The 16,309-nt window shown below is 68.6% G+C and carries 14 protein-coding genes; 7 read left to right on the top strand and 7 right to left on the bottom strand.

The features are described from left to right. Positions 1 to 243 precede the first annotated feature (243 nt). The 3 genes from MC45_RS00880 to MC45_RS00870 all read right to left on the bottom strand — a co-directional run bounded on the left by MC45_RS00880 (position 244) and on the right by MC45_RS00870 (position 3,465). Positions 244 to 483, bottom strand: a complete 240-nt coding sequence (locus MC45_RS00880; protein ID WP_171009465.1) for a hypothetical protein — start codon at positions 481 to 483, stop codon at positions 244 to 246. Positions 484 to 787: 304 nt separating this feature from the next. After that, entirely contained in the window at positions 788 to 1,771 is a 984-nt protein-coding gene (locus MC45_RS00875) for a polysaccharide deacetylase family protein (RefSeq protein WP_245640792.1), read from the bottom strand. Positions 1,772 to 1,803: 32 nt separating this feature from the next. Next, the gene (locus tag MC45_RS00870; protein WP_342667001.1) at positions 1,804 to 3,465 is read right to left on the bottom strand and encodes a sensor histidine kinase; all 1,662 of its coding nucleotides are present in this window, start codon (positions 3,463 to 3,465) and stop codon (positions 1,804 to 1,806) included. Positions 3,466 to 3,662: 197 nt separating this feature from the next. Here MC45_RS00870 and MC45_RS00865 point away from each other — a divergent pair, with 197 nt between their 5' ends. Continuing rightward, on the top strand, positions 3,663 to 4,130 hold the full coding sequence (locus MC45_RS00865; protein ID WP_038658436.1) for an Lrp/AsnC family transcriptional regulator: 468 nt from the start codon (positions 3,663 to 3,665) through the stop codon (positions 4,128 to 4,130). 74 nt (positions 4,131 to 4,204) lie between these two features. On the opposite strand, the gene MC45_RS00860 is transcribed toward MC45_RS00865, so the two are convergent. Further along, positions 4,205 to 5,524: an outer membrane protein assembly factor BamD gene (locus MC45_RS00860; RefSeq protein ID WP_038658433.1), complete on the bottom strand. Its 1,320-nt coding sequence runs from the start codon at positions 5,522 to 5,524 to the stop codon at positions 4,205 to 4,207. Between the two features lie 163 nt (positions 5,525 to 5,687). Between MC45_RS00860 and yaaA the strand changes: the two genes are divergently transcribed. The 6 genes from yaaA (at position 5,688) to MC45_RS00830 (ending at position 11,748) form a co-directional block, all read left to right on the top strand. Next, positions 5,688 to 6,428: a peroxide stress protein YaaA gene (gene yaaA / locus MC45_RS00855; RefSeq protein ID WP_038658430.1), complete on the top strand. Its 741-nt coding sequence runs from the start codon at positions 5,688 to 5,690 to the stop codon at positions 6,426 to 6,428. Then, complete coding sequence (locus tag MC45_RS00850) at positions 6,410 to 7,114, top strand: SDR family NAD(P)-dependent oxidoreductase (protein ID WP_038658426.1); 705 nt, start codon at positions 6,410 to 6,412, stop codon at positions 7,112 to 7,114. The genes yaaA and MC45_RS00850 overlap by 19 nt, the downstream gene beginning before the upstream one ends. A gap of 402 nt (positions 7,115 to 7,516) precedes the next feature. Next, complete coding sequence (locus tag MC45_RS00845) at positions 7,517 to 7,813, top strand: hypothetical protein (protein ID WP_038658422.1); 297 nt, start codon at positions 7,517 to 7,519, stop codon at positions 7,811 to 7,813. Between the two features lie 114 nt (positions 7,814 to 7,927). Further along, positions 7,928 to 10,744, top strand: a complete 2,817-nt coding sequence (gene gyrA / locus MC45_RS00840) for a DNA gyrase subunit A (protein WP_038658420.1) — start codon at positions 7,928 to 7,930, stop codon at positions 10,742 to 10,744. Further along, entirely contained in the window at positions 10,741 to 11,094 is a 354-nt protein-coding gene (locus MC45_RS00835; protein ID WP_038658417.1) for a DUF952 domain-containing protein, read from the top strand. The genes gyrA and MC45_RS00835 overlap by 4 nt, the downstream gene beginning before the upstream one ends. Before the next feature lie 96 nt (positions 11,095 to 11,190). Further along, positions 11,191 to 11,748 carry a hypothetical protein gene (locus tag MC45_RS00830; protein ID WP_038658413.1) on the top strand — a complete coding sequence of 186 codons (558 nt, stop codon included), beginning with the start codon at positions 11,191 to 11,193 and terminating at the stop codon, positions 11,746 to 11,748. Between the two features lie 163 nt (positions 11,749 to 11,911). Here the strand turns inward: MC45_RS00830 and alaS are convergent, their stop codons facing one another. Genes alaS through MC45_RS00815 form a run of 3 tightly spaced genes read right to left on the bottom strand, consistent with a single transcriptional unit; the run spans position 11,912 to position 16,280 of the window. Then, complete coding sequence (alaS, locus tag MC45_RS00825; protein ID WP_038658410.1) at positions 11,912 to 14,572, bottom strand: alanine--tRNA ligase; 2,661 nt, start codon at positions 14,570 to 14,572, stop codon at positions 11,912 to 11,914. 44 nt (positions 14,573 to 14,616) lie between these two features. Further along, positions 14,617 to 15,009: a hypothetical protein gene (locus MC45_RS00820; protein WP_038666114.1), complete on the bottom strand. Its 393-nt coding sequence runs from the start codon at positions 15,007 to 15,009 to the stop codon at positions 14,617 to 14,619. 11 nt (positions 15,010 to 15,020) lie between these two features. After that, positions 15,021 to 16,280 (bottom strand): M24 family metallopeptidase, encoded by a 1,260-nt coding sequence (locus MC45_RS00815; RefSeq protein ID WP_038658407.1) that lies wholly within the window; start codon positions 16,278 to 16,280, stop codon positions 15,021 to 15,023. Positions 16,281 to 16,309 lie beyond the last annotated feature (29 nt).

The raw sequence follows: 16,309 nt of genomic DNA, 5'->3' as shown, positions 1-16,309 counted from the left end.
GCCATAAGACGTTGTCTAGCTTGGCTCTGGGCTCCTGCTTTCGCAGGAGCACTGCGCTGATCCACCAGCGATGCGGACGTTCGTAGAGGTCTCGGCCACCCCCGGACAGCGAGAAGGCCAAAGCTCCGCCCCCACGCAACACCGACCCCCCAGCCCGCAGAATCAACAAGGGGGGCCGAAGCCCCCCTTGCGTCACGTTCCGATGGACGGCGCCGCGAGGACGCCGCCGATCCGCGAACGATCTTAGTTGCTGTCGCTGTTGTCGTCGTCGGCGACGATCACGATGCCCGCAACGACGGCAGCCGCCGCGACGAGCGCGATGATCAGACCGCCACCGGCGAGCTCGTTCTTCTTCGCCGAAACCGAACCGGTGCGAACCGACTTGGCAACCGACAGGCTCGCTGCCGGGTTGGCAGGAGCGGCAGCGGCCGGAGCAACGGCCAGGGCGGCTGCAGCAGCAGCCATCAGATACTTGGCAACCATGATGGTCTCCCCTCTCACGTGGTGAGCCGCTCCCTTGGCAGCGGCACGAACAAAATACAATCCGAAAAGGTCGCGCTACCATCGAATAGGCGATGAATCGCCCGATCCGGCACGATGAACGGCGCGTTCGACTGCCTATCCGACGGCAATAGCCCCGGACGAGGGCGTACAAAGCAATGCTTGCTTGTCAGGACTGGTCCAAAGCGGAAGATATCGCGGCCACGGTGGTTTGTTGCACTTTGAAGTCGTGATCTTCATCTTGCGGCAACATCTGCCGGGTCCGGCATTGCTTGTGCGGCAGGCATCAGCCCGTCGTCCGATCCGCCGCCGCCAGGATGTCGTCGACGCCCGCTGGCCGAACGCCGAGCGCGTCGAGCAGGTCGAACATGCGCGCCCACCACGTCCAGAACCGCGCCAGATCGTCGCGGCTGCGCACATAGGGCGTGTGGCCGGGCACGAGGCTCGGCGAATGGAAGGAAAAGCTGATCAGCCGCTGCCCCTCCTCCTCGACCGCGACGCGCACCGCGGCAAGCGCATCGGCGATCGGCATATCCTCGGGCGTCAGCGCCACGCGTTGCAACAGCCCCGCACGCGCCGCCGCACCGCGCCCGCGCGGCACGCGCGCCAGCGCCGAATAGAGCGTCGCGCCATAGTGGCGCAGCCGACCGGTGAACACGGTGGTCAGCGGCAGCTCGACCAAGGACCCGATCCGGAACGCCTCGCTGCCCACCGCGGTGAAGTCCGGCCCGAGATCGCCGCGATAGTCATAGCGCGCCCGCATCGAGCTCTCGACGCGATAGCCGCGGCTGGCGAGCAGCCCGGCGGTCGCCGGCCCGATGCCATAGCGTCCGGCCCGATAGGCGAGTGGCGGCCGTCCGAACGCTTCGGTGAGCAGACCGGTCAGGCTGTCGAGCTTGCCCGCCTCCAGCGCCGGCGGCAGATTGCCCGCGTAGCTGTCGCCCGCCGCTGGCGCGGCATAAGGCGGCGTCACCCAGGCATGGAGCTGCGCGCCCAGCGACGCGCGCCCATCCGCCAGTATCTCCCGCAGGATATCCACCGCCGCCGCATCGCTCGCCACCGGATGATCGACCATATAGGCCGGCCCGATCCCCCGCTCGGCAAAGCGCGCATGCGCCTCGGGCAGCGCGCGCATCGCCGTGACCGCGCGATGGCCGGGATCGAGCGGCGCCGACCAGTCGAACTCCTCCTCGACGTCGACGAAGACGATGAAGCGGCGCCCGAACGAAGCCGGCCAGCGGATGAGCGCGTCGTCCGTCGGCGCCGGCACCCGATACGGCGAAACTGCGCCGCCTCGCCCGATCAATGCGTCGCCTGCGCCACCGTCTCGTCGACCGCCGCGGGCAATCGCAGCGTCAGGAGATCCTCGCCGAACACCAGCTCACCGCCCAGCTCGACCGCCAGATTGCGCGCCAGCCGCAGCGCGAAGCCGGTGCCGAGTAGCGGCGCGCCCTCCGCATCGGTCGGCCCCGCCGCCTCGCCGTCGAGGCTCAACAACGCCTCCTCGCCGTCCGCGGACAGCGCCAGCGGCCGGGCGAAGCAGATCGCCACCTGCCCGTCCGGCGCCGGTGCCTCGGCGATGTCGATCCGCTCGCCCGCCACCGCCGCCGCGGTCAGCGCCGCCAGCAGTCGCGACAGCAGCCGCTCCAGCGCGCGATCGTCGCTCAGCGCGGCATGGTCGCCCATCGGATGGATGTCGAGCGCGGTACCGCGCAGCGCCGCCAGCGGCGCGAGATCCTGCGCGATCCGTTCGAGCAGCGGTTCGAGCACGACCGGGCCGGGCCGCAGCTCGAGCGCCTTGCCCTCGATCCGCGCGGCGGTGTCGAGATCCTCGATCGCGCCGAGCAGGCTCGCCGCCTGCTGACGGATGGTCACCGCATGCTCGCGATAGACCGGGGCGACCGGGCCGAGCAGTTGCGCCTCGATCAGCTCGGCGAAACCGGCGATCGCATTGGTCGGCGTGCGCAGCTCGTGTACCAATTGGCGCAGCGAATCGGACACCATCTTGCGCGGGGTGAGGCTTGCCTCCTCGTCGGCGCGCGGCCGGCGGGCGATCGCGACATAGCCGGTGAAGCGGCCGCTCTCGGCATCGAACTGCGGCGTGCCCGCGACCCGCCATGCCCCCGCCGCATCGGAATGGCCGCCGACATCGAGCCGCGCGCCGGCGAAGCGCTGGCGCTGCCGCAATGCCCCGGTGATCACCGCGTCGACGCGGACCTCCCCCTGCGGCATGCCGACCGCGAGCGAGGCACCGATCAGCGCCCCCCGCGCCACGCCGTCGACAGCGCGGATGATGCCAAGGTGATCGGTGTCGAAATGGAAATAGCTCGGCGGCTCGCTCGCGGCGGCAGCGATCGGCTCGTTGGGATCGCGCTGCTTCTGGAACGCGTCGATCCGCGCGACGAGATCGGCGATCTGGAACCCACCCTCGGCATTGGGCTCGGGCGGCGGCGGCGCGACCGGGTGGAGATGCGGGACGGGGGCGATGTCTGCCGGCGGCGTCGGCTCGGCCAGATCGTTGGCGGCGGCCGGCGCGTCGTAACGCAGCACGAAATCCGCCGGGCCGAAACTGGCGAGCCCGCGCTCGACCGCACCCGGCAGGTCGCGGCGGTGACGGAGGAGGGCGCGACCATGTGCATCGAGCCGGGGCAGCAGCGCCAGCCAGTCCGTATCTGCCAGTTGTGCGGTGCGCAGCAACGGCGCGGCGACCTCGATCGAATCCTCGGCGAAGAAGCCGATCAGCGCCGCGGGCGGGCGGGCGAAGGCCAACGCCCGCGCACTCGCCGCCCGAATCGCCAGCGGCACCGCCGGTCGCAGCCCGCGCAGCCGGTCCAGCGACGCCGCATCCGCAGCGATGCGCCCGCGGCCCATCAGGTCGGTCAGCTGCCGCCACGCCGATTGCGCGCCGAACCCACTCTCCATGTCGGCCGAAAGCACCGTTTTCAGGCTATCGTCGAAACGCACACCAACTCCTGGAGACCGCCCCACCTCAACGATGTGCGCGCTGATCCCTTAACGATCGGGGCACGCGAGAGGAACTGCCGATTTGTCGCCCGCCGGCAACACGTCGCATAGTGGGACAATTGCGTTGCGCCGCAATTTTCTTATGCTTAGGGGGAGCCGCCGTTTACATCCGGCCTGTTTCTGGAGTTTGATACGCAATGTCCTTCGATCGGATCGATCGTCAGATTCTCGCCCACCTGCAACAGGATGGGCGGATGACCAATGTCGAACTGGCCGAACGCGTCGGGTTGACCGCGCCACCCTGCCTGCGCCGCGTCCGCGCGCTGGAAGAGGCTGGGGTGATCCGCGGCTATCACGCCGATCTCGATCCCGCCAGCCTCGGTTTTCCGATCACCGTATTCGCGATGGTGTCGCTGCGCAGCCAGGCCGAGCACGACCTCGCCGCGTTCGAGGCGCATGTCGCGGACATCCCGGAAATCCGCGAATGCCACATGCTAAACGGCGAAATCGACTTCATCCTGAAGATCGTCGCTAGCGACCTCAAGAGCTTCCAGGAGATCCTGACGACGCACCTGACGCCCGCACCGAACGTTGCCAGCGTCAAGACCTCGCTCACCATCCGCACCGCCAAGTCGACGTCGGGCATCCCCGTCGTCATCGACTGACCCGCGACGGCGACTGACAAACGAAAGGGGGCGGCCCGTCGCCGGACCGCCCCCTTCCCGTCGTTACCGGTCGATCAGGCCGGCGTGGCGGGCGTGGCCGGCGTGGCGCCGACCTGCGTCCAGGTATTCCACAACGCGGCGATGCCCGCGCGCGGATTGCCGGTGACCGCACCGAACGCCGCCTGCGCGCCGGCCTTGTCGCCCGACTTGGCGAGCGCGATGCCGAGGCGGGTGTTCACCTCATTGGCGTCGACACCACCCTTGCTCAGCGCCGCACGATACAATTCGATCGCCTTGGCATAGTTGTTCTGGCCGAGATAGGCGTCGGCGGTCGACGCGGCGATCTTGCCATCCTTCGATGCCATCGCGGTCTTCTCGCTGCTCGCCAGCGATCCGTCCGCCTTGATCGCGGTGTTCGCCGCGGTCAGCAGGCTCTTTGAGAAGGCGCTGGTCGCCGGGATCTTGCCCGAGGCCATGCCTTCCTTCAGCACCGCCGCCGCCTCATAGGGATTGCCGCGGTCGTAGACGTTCTTGGCATAATCCTCGTACATCGCCTGATCCGGCATCGCACCGGCGGTACGCAGCAGGCGATACAGATCGACCGTCTGCGCCTTGTCCGGCGCGGCGAGGCTGTTCTGCGCGAAGGCATATTGCAGGATGACGTCACGCCACACCCGGGCATTCGGATAGGCCGCGACGTATTTCTGCATCCAGGCGAGCGTTTCCGGCGCCATCTTCTTGTTGTTCGCGGTGGCGATGCCGAAGCGGTAATAGGCCTCCGGCACGGTCTGGCCCGCCGCCTTCTGCGCGGTGATGAACCGGTCGAGATCGGCGAGGCCACCGGCGGTGTCACCGGCCTGCACCTTCACCTTGGCGAGCTGCAGATCGAAATCGGGGCTGTTGTAGCCGGCCGCCTTCGCCTGGGTGAAATACTGGGTCGCCACCGGATACTGACCGCTGTTGTAGGCGAGCTGGCCACGACGGAACAGATATTTGCCGCGGTCGGCGGCCGGCGTGTTCTTGGCGGCGATCAGCGCGTCGAGCGGCTTGGCGAGCACGGTCTCGTCAAGCGGTGCCTTGGGATTGGCCTCCTGCGCGATGACGAGCTTGGTGTTCTCCAGATCGTAACGGAGTGCGGCGGCGATATATTTGTCGTCGTCGGTGGTGGCCGCGGCCTCGACCTGCGCGACGAGCGGCTCGGCGGTGGCTGGATTGCGGGCCTTGACGGCTTCCTGCGCCTGGAAGGCGATCGCCTGCACCGGCTTGCTGAGCTTGAAGCCAGGAGCCGCCTGCTCTTCCTTCTTGTCCTTGGCGGCCGCGGGGGCGACGATCGCCAGACCGCTCACGCCGGTGGCCAGCACCGCGGCCAGCGCGAGCTTCGAAAGGGTCTTCATGCTAACTCTCTCTCCAGATAGTGAGGCATCGCTGCCGCTAACGTCTGCGGGGCTGTAACGGTCCGTCGCAAGCCGTTCAAGCGATGCCATGCCCGTCCCGGTTGCGGCACCCGCACTGAACGGCGATTGAACGGCCGCCGCGGGGCGGCTACCGGCGGACACGATGATCGCCGTCCTCTCCCCCGCCAAGACGCTCGACTATGAGTCGCCCATCCCCGATCTCGCGCCGACCCGGCCGCGTTTCGCCAAGGAGGCGCAGACGCTCGCCGCCGCCGCATCGCACCTGACGCAGAAGAAGCTGTCGGAGCTGATGCAAATCTCGCCGGCGCTGGCCAAGCTCAACGCCGACCGCTTCCGCAACTTTGCGGACGCGCCCGAACGGCCGGCGATCTTCGGGTTCGACGGTGACGTCTACACCGGCTTCGACGTCAAGACGCTGGAGGAGGAGGCGCTCCCCTTCGCACAGGATCATCTGCGACTGCTCTCGGGCCTGTACGGCATGCTGCGCCCGCTCGACCTGATGCGCCCCTACCGGCTGGAGATGGGTACGCGCTGGGCGCCACGGCACAAGAAGCTGACCGACTGGTGGGGCGACCGCATCGGCAAGGCGCTGGCCGAGGATGTCGCCGCCGACGGCGAGCGGGTCGTCCTCAACCTCGCCAGCCAGGAATATTGGGCGGGGGTCGCGGGCTACCTGCCCGCCGACGTCCGCGTGGTGGCGATCGATTTCCGCGACGGCGACCGCTTCGTCAGCTTCCACGCCAAGAAGGCGCGCGGGATGATGGCGCGCTGGATGGTCGAGCATCGCATCACCGACATCGACGCGATGCGGGGGTTCGACAGCGACGGCTATGCGTTCGACGCGGCGGCGAGCAGCGACGATCAATGGCGGTTCTCGCGTTGAGCGCCGCGGTCGTCATCGGCGCATCCGGCGGGATCGGTGCCGCGCTGCATGAGGCGCTGGTCGAGGAAGCGGCCTACGCCCGCATCCACGCGCTGTCGCGCTCGGGTGCCGCGCCGATCGATATCACCGACGAGGCGAGCATCGCCGCCGCCGCGGCGCGGATCGCCACCGGGCCGGCGCCGTCGCTCGTCATCCTCGCCACCGGCCTGCTGCACGATGCGGAGCGCGGCCCGGAGAAAAGCTATCGCGAATTCGATCCGGCGTGGCTCGAACAGGTGCTGCGCGTCAATGCGGTCGGGCCGGCCTTGGTCGCCAAGCATCTGCTGCCGCTGATGCCCAAACAGGGGCGGACGGTGTTCGCCGTCCTCTCGGCGCGGATCGGCAGCATCTCCGACAACCGGCTCGGCGGCTGGTACGGCTATCGAATGGCGAAGGCCGCGCTCAATCAATTGGTTAGGACGTTGAGCATCGAGGAAAAGCGCCGCAACGATCGCTCGATCGTCGTCGGGCTGCATCCGGGCACGGTCGACACCGCGCTGTCGAAGCCGTTCCAGGGCAATGTGCGGCCGGGCACGCTGTTCACGCCGGATCGCGCGGCGTCGCAATTACTCGACGTGATCGACGGCCTGACCGTAACCGACAGCGGCAAGCTGTTCGACTTCGAGGGCAAGGAAGTCGCGCCTTAGGGCGCGGCTGGATGCGACGCCTGACCTAACCCGGTGCATAAGGCTGTGGTGATGGGGCTCGATTGGGGCTTCACCGCTCGATGTCACCCCCGACGTGTACCGCTGCCCCTGCCCAACCCCACCAGTGCTCCTGCGAACGCAGGAGCCCAGGGTCCGGAACGCCGTCAGCTGTGGTTCTGCTTGACCCTGAGTTCCTGCGTCCGCAGGAACACTGCAGGGCACGGTGGCCGGGTGCGCCTGGAACGCCATCGTGCAGCGCCGCGCGGGAAGACGACGGGTAGCCGGCAAGCCCCCCGAACATGACATAATCGTCATGTTTCAGCCATTTACGCGTCAGCCCGGCGCGCGCATCCTTGCCGGCAGGGCGACGCGATCCACGCGTCCGCCGCTGGAGATGATGCCATGACCAAGTCCCTGCCCTTCGCCATGCTGGCCGTCGCGTCGCTGTGCTGCGGCTCGGCGGCCCTCGCCACGCAGGCCGCCACGCCGAAGACCACCGCAAGGACGGTGGCGACCAGCCGCACGACGACCACCACCAAGCCCGCCGTCGGCCGCCCCACCGCGACGGCCAAGACGACGACGCGCACCACCTCCGCCGCCAAGGGCCGGATGGTGACGACCAAGACCAGCACCGGCAAGACCGTCACCTACGATTGCAGCAAGGCCGGCAACGCGACCAAGACCGCCTGCAAGAAATAAGCGTCGCCACTCCTGTATCCCGCGCGCACGCGTATGTGCGTGCGCGCGTGACTTTCGGTCCGGGTGGTCCTACAAGATCGGCACACTTCTGTAACAATCCGAAAGCGTATAGCCTTGGCCGACGAGACCACCCTCGCCGAACCCTCCGACATTTCGACGATTTCCATCGTCGACGAGATGAAGTCGAGCTACCTCGACTATGCGATGAGCGTCATCGTGGCGCGCGCGCTGCCCGACGTGCGCGACGGGCTGAAGCCGGTCCATCGCCGCATCCTGTTCTCGGCGCAGGAAAACGGCTTCCTGTTCAACCGTCCGTACCGCAAGTCGGCGCGCATCGTCGGCGACGTGATCGGTAAATACCACCCGCACGGCGACACCTCGATCTACGACGCCTTGGCGCGGATGACGCAGGATTGGGCGATGCGCCTGCCGCTGATCGACGGCCAGGGCAATTTCGGCTCGATGGATCCCGATCCGCCCGCCGCGATGCGCTACACCGAGGCGCGCCTCGCCCGCGCCGCCAATTATCTGATGGAGGATCTCGACAAGGATACCGTCGATTTCCAGCCCAATTACGACGCCAGCGAGCGCGAGCCGCAGGTGTTGCCGGCGCGTTTCCCCAATCTGCTCGTCAATGGCGCCGGCGGCATCGCGGTCGGCATGGCGACCAACATCCCGCCGCACAATCTCGGCGAGGTGGTCGACGCCTGCATCGCCTATATCGATGCGACGATGGCCGGCGGCACGATCTCGATCGACGAGCTGATCGAGATCGTCCCCGGCCCCGACTTCCCGACCGGTGCGATCATCCTCGGCAAGGCGGGCGCGCGCTCCGCCTATCATACCGGCCGCGGCTCGATCATCGTCCGCTCGCGCCATATCGTCGAGGAGAGCCGTGGCGACCGGCGCTCGATCGTGCTCACCGCCATCCCCTTCCAGCAGGGCAAGAACGCGCTGGTCGAGAAGATCGCCGAGGCCGCCAAGGACAAGCGCATCGAGGGCGTCAGCGACATCCGCGACGAATCGAACCGCGAGGGCGTGCGCATCGTCATCGACCTCAAGCGCGACGCGACGCCGGACGTGGTGCTCAACCAGCTCTGGCGGCACACGCCGGCGCAGGGGTCCTTCCCCGCCAACATGCTCGCGATCCGCGGCGGCCGGCCGGAGACGCTGAACCTCAAGGACATCATCCAGGCGTTCGTCCAGTTCCGCGAACAGGTCATCACCCGCCGCTCGAAGTTCGAGCTCAACAAGGCGCGCGACCGGGCGCATATCCTGCTCGGGCTGGTGATCGCGGTCACCAACCTCGACGAGGTGGTGCGGATCATCCGCGGCTCGTCGAGCCCGGCGGAGGCACGCGCCGCGCTGCTGGCGCGCGAATGGCCGGTCGCCGAGATCGCCCCCTATCTCAGCCTGGTCGAGGCGGTCGAGGGCATCCAGGTCGGCGAGAGCTACCGCCTGTCCGACGTGCAGGTCCGCGCGATCCTCGATCTGCGCCTGCATCGCCTCACCGCTTTGGGTCGGGACGAGATCGGCGACGAGCTCAAGGGCCTCGCCGATTCGATCGCCGCGCTGCTCGAGATCCTCGGCAACCGCAAGCGCCTCTATGAGGTGATGCGCGAGGAGCTGGTCGACGTCCGCTCGATCTTCGCGACGCCGCGCCGGACCGAGATCGCCGCTGCCGCCGACGGCATCGACGACGAGGATCTGATCGAGCGCGAGGACATGGTCGTCACCGTCACGGTGCAGGGCTATATCAAGCGCACGCCGCTCGACGCCTTCCGCGCGCAGAAGCGCGGCGGCAAGGGGCGCGCCGGCATGGCGACCAAGGAAGAGGATGCGATCACCAGCCTGTTCGTCACCTCGACGCACACGCCGGTGCTGTTCTTCTCCAACCTCGGCAAGGTCTATCGCAAGAAGGTCTGGCGCCTGCCCGAGGGCGGGCCGGCGACGCGCGGCCGGCCGATGATCAACCTGCTGCCGCTGGCGCCGGGCGAGACGATCTCGACCGTCCTGCCGCTGCCCGAGGACGAGACGCGCTGGGGCGACCTGCACGTCATGTTCGCCACCGCCAACGGCACCGTCCGCCGCAACGCGATGGACGCCTTCGCCAACATCCCGTCGAACGGCAAGTTGGCGATGCGCTTCGACGAAGGGTCCGACGACAAATTGATCGGGGTCGCGGTGCTGACCGAGAGTGACGACGTGCTGCTCGCCACGCGCAACGGCAAGGCGATCCGCTTCGCCGCCACCGACGTGCGCGAATTCCAGAGCCGCACCTCGACCGGCGTACGCGGCGTCAGCCTCGGCGAGGGCGACGAGGTGATCTCGCTCTCGATCCTGCGCGGCTTCCACGCCACCACCGAAGAGCGCGAGCAATATCTGAAAGCCGCGGCCTGGAAGGAAGGCGAGCGCGAGGCGGCGCTGCCGCCCGAGCGGATGGCCGAGTTCGAGGCCGCGGAGGAGTTCATCCTCACCGTCACCCAGAACGGCTATGGCAAGCGCACCTCGGCCTATGAATATCGCCGCACCAACCGCGGTGGCCAGGGCATCACCAATATTGTCTCCGCGGGCCGCAACGGGCCAGTGGTGGCGAGCTTCCCGGCGCATTCGGGCGAGCAATTGATGCTGGTCACCGATCAGGCCAAGCTGATCCGCATGTCGGTCGGCGACGTCCGCGTCACCGGCCGCAACACGCAGGGCGTGACGCTGTTCAGCGTCGCCAAGGACGAACATGTCGTCTCGGCCGCGCGGATCGACGAGGAGGAGGAGCCCGAGAACGAGGCCGAGGCGGTGATCGCCGAGGAATTGGGCAGCACCCCGGCGCTGCCGGGCGGGGACGATCTGGTGGTCGACGACGGCACCGGGCCGCAGACGATGGACGAGCAGGTCGACGACAGCGACGACGGCGAGAGCGGGGATGAGGCATGAGCGAGCGTCCCACCACCGCCTATAAAGTGCTGACCGCCGAGCAGATGGCGGTGCTGGAGCGGGACCGGCAGTTCGCCGGGGCGCCCGTCGACCTGTCCGACGGCTACATCCATATGTCGACGGCGGCACAGCTCACCGAGACGGTCGACAAGCATTTCGCCGGGCAGAGCGACCTGCACGTCGTCGCAATCGACCTCGGCAGTTTCGGCGACACGCTGAAGTGGGAGGAATCGCGCGGCGGCCAGCTTTTCCCGCATCTCTACGAGCCGCTGCTGCTCGAAACCGTCATCGCTTACGGTCCGCTGGAGCGTGCCGCGGACGGGACGGTCCGATTGCCGATCGCCGGCTGATCCCGGTTCAGGCTCCGCTCGCCGAGAAAGGCGGGCGGAACCGCATTTGGAACACCATCGTTACCCCGTCACAACGACCAAGATGGGAGAATTCCAATGCGTACCCTGGCCCTGACGATCGGCAGCCTGATGATGGTGCCCGCCGCGGCTCTGGCACAGCAAGCCCAGCCTGCCCCCGGCGCCGCGGCGACCGCTACCGGTTCCGCCACCGCCACCGCGCCCACCGTCGGCGCGACGATCTATGACAGTGCGGGCGTCGCGCTCGGCACCGTCGCCAGCATCACCCCGCAGGCGGTGATCCTCAACACCGGCACCGCGCAGGTGCCCGTCCCCCCCGCGTCGATCGGCAAGACCGACAAGGGCTTCGCGATGGCGATGACCAAGGCCGATCTCGACGCCGCGGTCGCGAGCTCGCAGGCACAGGCGCAGGCGGCGGTGAAGTCCAAGCTGACCCCCGGCACGTCGGTGACCGGCCTCAACGGCGCGACGCTCGGCACGATCAAGGCGGCCGACGCGCAGTTCGTCACGCTGACGACCGCCAAGGGCGACGTGAAGCTGCCGATCGCCGGCTTCAGCGCCGATGCGAGCGGCAAGATCGTCGCCGGCATCACCGCCGACCAGCTCGCAGCGGCCACCACCGGCGCGGCGAAGTAACGGATCGGGGAGGGTCCGCCCTCCCCGCTTCGACCTAAACGAATTGACCGGATCAATATTCAGATAAAGTCCTCCCCCGCCAGGGGGAGGACTTTCTTCAGGCCTGAGCGTCGAGCCTCGTCGGCACCGTCACGCTCACCGCCGCATCACCAACTGACGATCTTCAGGCCGCGACCGCCTGCTCGGTCAGCGCCGCGCGGATCGCCTCGACCGCGTCCGCCGCCTTCGCCCCGTCGGGACCGCCACCCTGCGCCATGTCGGGCCGGCCGCCGCCGCCCTGCCCGCCGAGCACCGCAACCGCGCGGCGCAGCAGGTCGACCGCATTGACCCGGCCGACCAGATCGTCGCTCACCCCGACCGCGATCGAGGCGCGACCGTCGTTGACCGCGACCATCACCGCGACGCCCGCGCCGCCTAGACGCTGCTTGGCGTCATCGACCGCGCCACGCAGCCCCTTCGCCTCGAAGCCGTCGAGCACCTGACCGATGAACGCGACACCGCCGACCTGTTCCGGTCCCGCTGCCGCACCACCGGCGCCGGCGCCCATTGCCAGCGCCTTCTTCGCCTCGGCGAGTTCCCGCTCCAGCCGCCGCCGCTCGTCGAGCAGCGCGATCACCCGCGCCGGCACCTCGTCGGGCGTCGTCTTGAGCGCGCTCGCCGCCTCGCGCAGCCGCTCGTCGCGACCGTTGAGATAGGCGCGCGCCGCCTCGCCGGTCAGCGCCTCGACGCGCCGCACGCCCGACGACACCGCGCCCTCGCCGACGACCTTGAACAGGCCGATGTCGCCGAGCGCATTGACGTGGGTGCCGCCGCACAGCTCGACCGAATAGGCCTTGCCGCCATCCTCGGTCCCCATCGACACGACGCGGACCTCGTCGCCGTATTTTTCGCCGAACAGCGCCATCGCACCCTCGGCGATCGCCTCGTCGGGGGTCATCAGCCGGGTCGTCACGCTGCCGTTGCCGCGGATCTGCGCGTTGACCGCGATCTCGGCGTCGGCGAGTTCCTCCGCCGTCATCGCCACCGGGTGCGAGACGTCGAAGCGCAGCCGCTCGGGCGCGACCAGCGAGCCCTTTTGCGCAACATGCGTGCCGAGCCGCTGGCGCAGCGCCTCGTGCAGCAGATGCGTCGCCGAATGGTTGGCGCGGATCTGCGCGCGACGCGCGACGTCGATCTGGAGACGGACGGCATCGCCGACCTTGATCGCACCGCCCTCGATGACCGCATGATGGACGAAGACGCGGCCCAATTGCTTCGAGGTTTCGGTCACCACGGCCCGCAGGCCGCCGTCGGTCGTGATCGTGCCGGTGTCGCCGACCTGCCCGCCGCTCTCGCCATAAAAGGGCGTCTGGTTGACGATAATCGCGACGGTGTCGCCCGCCGCCGCCTGATCGACGCGCGCACCGTCCCTGACCAGCGCGACTACCTCGCCCTCGCCGACGTCGGCGCTATAGCCGATGAATTCGGTCGAGCCGGTCTCCTCGGCGATGTCGAACCACAGATCGTCCGATGCCTTGGCGCCCGAGCCCTTCCAGGCGGCGCGGGCAGCACGCTTCTGCTCGGCCATCGCCGCATCGAAGCCGGCGCGATCGACGGTCAGCCCGCGCTCGCGCAACGCGTCCTCGGTGAGGTCGTAGGGGAAGCCGAACGTGTCGTAGAGCCGGAACGCGGTCTCGCCGGCGAGCGTCGCGCCCTCGGCCATGTCGACGGTCGCCTCGTCGAGCAGCTTCAGCCCCTTGTCGAGCGTCTTGCGGAATTGCGTCTCTTCCTGGCGCAACGTCGCCTCGATCAGCGGCTGCGCGCGGACCAGCTCGGGATAGGCGGCGCCCATCTCGGCGACCAGCGCGGGCACCAGCCGGTGCATCAACGGCTCCTTGGCGCCGAGCAGATGCGCGTGGCGCATCGCGCGCCGCATGATCCGCCGCAGCACATAGCCACGCCCCTCGTTCGCAGGCAGCACGCCGTCGGCGACGAGGAAGCCCGACGAACGCAGATGATCGGCGATGACGCGATGCGACGCCCGCCGCGGCCCCTCGGCATCGGTGCCGGTCAGCGAGGTCGAAGCGGCGATCAGCGCCTTGAACGTGTCGGTATCGTAATTGTCGTGGACGCCCTGCAACACCGCCGCGATCCGCTCCAGCCCCATGCCGGTGTCGATCGACTTTTTGGGCAGCTCGCCGACGATCTCATTGGCCTCCTGCTCATATTGCATGAAGACGAGGTTCCAGATCTCGACGAAGCGGTCGCCATCCTCGTCCGGGCTGCCGGGAGGGCCACCCGGGATGTGGTCGCCATGGTCGTAGAAGATCTCGGAACAGGGGCCGCACGGACCGCTGTCGCCCATCGCCCAGAAATTGTCCTTGGTGGCGATGCGGATGATCCGCTCTTCGGGCAGATATTTGGTCCACAGGCCGAACGCCTCGTCGTCGGTATGATAGACGGTGGCGGTCAGCTTCTCGGCCGGAATACCCCAGACGCTCGTCAGCAAGGTCCAGGCGTGGTGGATCGCCTGTTCCTTGAAATAATCGCCGAACGAGAAATTGCCGAGCATTTCGAAGAAGGTGTGATGCCGCGCGGTATAGCCGACATTGTCGAGATCGTTGTGCTTGCCGCCGGCGCGCACCGACTTCTGGCTGCTGGTCGCCGTGGTGTAGGGCCGGCTTTCGAGGCCGGTGAAGACGTTCTTGAACGGCACCATCCCGGCGTTGACGAACATCAGCGTCGGGTCGTTCTGCGGCACCAGCGGCGCGGAGGGCACGATGGCATGGCCCGCGCTCGCGAAATAGTCGAGGAAGCCGCGGCGGATGTCGTTGGTCGAGGTCATAGACCAAGCGACTTAGGCGAGAGACGGCCCGCCCTCAAGCGTCGTTACGCGCCACCACACATGTGCTGCGAGTCGGGCAGCGTCCACGATTCCATCGTGCGCAGGTTGGTCGTCGTATAGATCCGGCCGCGATCGTCGCCCGGCGGGCAATGCCGTGGAATGCTGACGAGGCAGGCGAGCACGCGATCCCCCCGCCGCGCATTCTGTGCCGCCGCGACGCGGCTGTAGGAGACGCCGTACAGGCCATTGGCGAGGGATATGCTCGTACCGCTCTCGGGCACCGGCCGGCCCGATCCATCCTCCAGCCGCGCGGAGACGTTGCGCACCGTGCTGAACACGCATGTCCCGACCCGCTTCGGCAAGCCCGGCGGCTGCGCCGCGACCGCGGGTCCGGCAAGCGACAGCAGAGCAAGGGCGTAGGCGCAGGAAAGCCGCATATGCTGGTCCTTCATCCGAAAGGCTGATCGATCGACTTGGGCGGCGTGCTGAACCAGCGCGGCCCCTCGGCGGTCATGTGGAAGCAATCCTCCAGCCGGACGCCAAACTGGCCGGGCAGGTAGATGCCGGGCTCGTTCGAGAAGCACATGCCGGCGGCCAGCCGCGTCGTCTCGCCGCGAACGAGGTTGACGGGTTCGTGGCCGTCCATGCCGATGCCGTGGCCGGTGCGGTGCGACAGGCCGGGCAGCTTATAGTCGGGGCCGTAGCCGAGGCCGGTGTAATAGCGCCGCACCGCATCGTCGACGCTACCCGCGGTGACGCCGATCCGCGCCGCGGCGAGCGCGACCTGCTGGCCGCGCGCCGCCTGATCCCAGACCTTGCGCTGCGCGACGGTCGCGCGGCCCTGCGGCACCCAGGTCCGCGAGATGTCGGATTGATAGCCCTGCACGGTGCAGCCGCAGTCCATCAGCAGGATCTCGCCCGCGGCGATGCGATGCACCTCGCGGCTGCCGTGCGGCAGCGCGGCGGCGGGACCGATCAGCGCCAGCGCGAATTCGGGATCGCCGCCGAGCCGGGTGGTCGCGGCGGTCATCAGCGCGCCGATCTGGCTGCCGGTCATCCCCGCCTCGACCCGCGGCGCCAGCCAGCGATAGGCGGCGAGCGTCACCTCGGTCGCGCACTGCATCAAGGCGAGTTCGGCGGGCGTCTTGATCATCCGGCAGCCGCGCACCACCGGATTGGCGCTCACCTGTCGTGCATCGGGGGCGAAACGGGCGAGGTCGGCCGGGATGAAGACGCGTGTCGTCTCCTCGATGCCGATCGGCAGCCGGTCGAGCCCGCGCTCCTTCAGCCAGCCGGCGACGACGGCCAGCGCATTGCCGTCTTCCTGCCAGACGCGCACCGCAGCGGGGACGCTCAGCGTCTGGCGGACCGACGGCTCCTCGAAGAAGGGCGTGACGATCAGCGGTTCGCCCTCGCGGGGCAGGATCGCCAGCGTCGGCCGTTCGCTGCGCCCCCAGCGCACGCCGGTGAAATAGAGCATCGACGAGCCCGGCTCGATCAGCACCGCGCCAAGCCCGTTCGCCGCCATCAGCGCCTGTGCCCGCGCCAGCCGGCGGGCGCGCTCGTCGCGGCCGATCGGCACCGCGCCCGTCGTGATGTCGCGCAGCGCGGACAGATCGGGTTCGGCGGCGCGGAGCAGCCCCGACGACAGGAGCGGCACCGCCGCGGCGGCGGCGAGGAGCGAACGGCGCGAGGGGCTGAAGACCATGATGCAGCGATACGGCGCTTGACCCGGCG

Source organism: Sphingomonas taxi (assembly GCF_000764535.1).
GTDB classification, from domain to species: Bacteria; Pseudomonadota; Alphaproteobacteria; order Sphingomonadales; family Sphingomonadaceae; genus Sphingomonas; species Sphingomonas taxi.
This window is presented reverse-complemented; position numbering and strand designations above follow the sequence as displayed.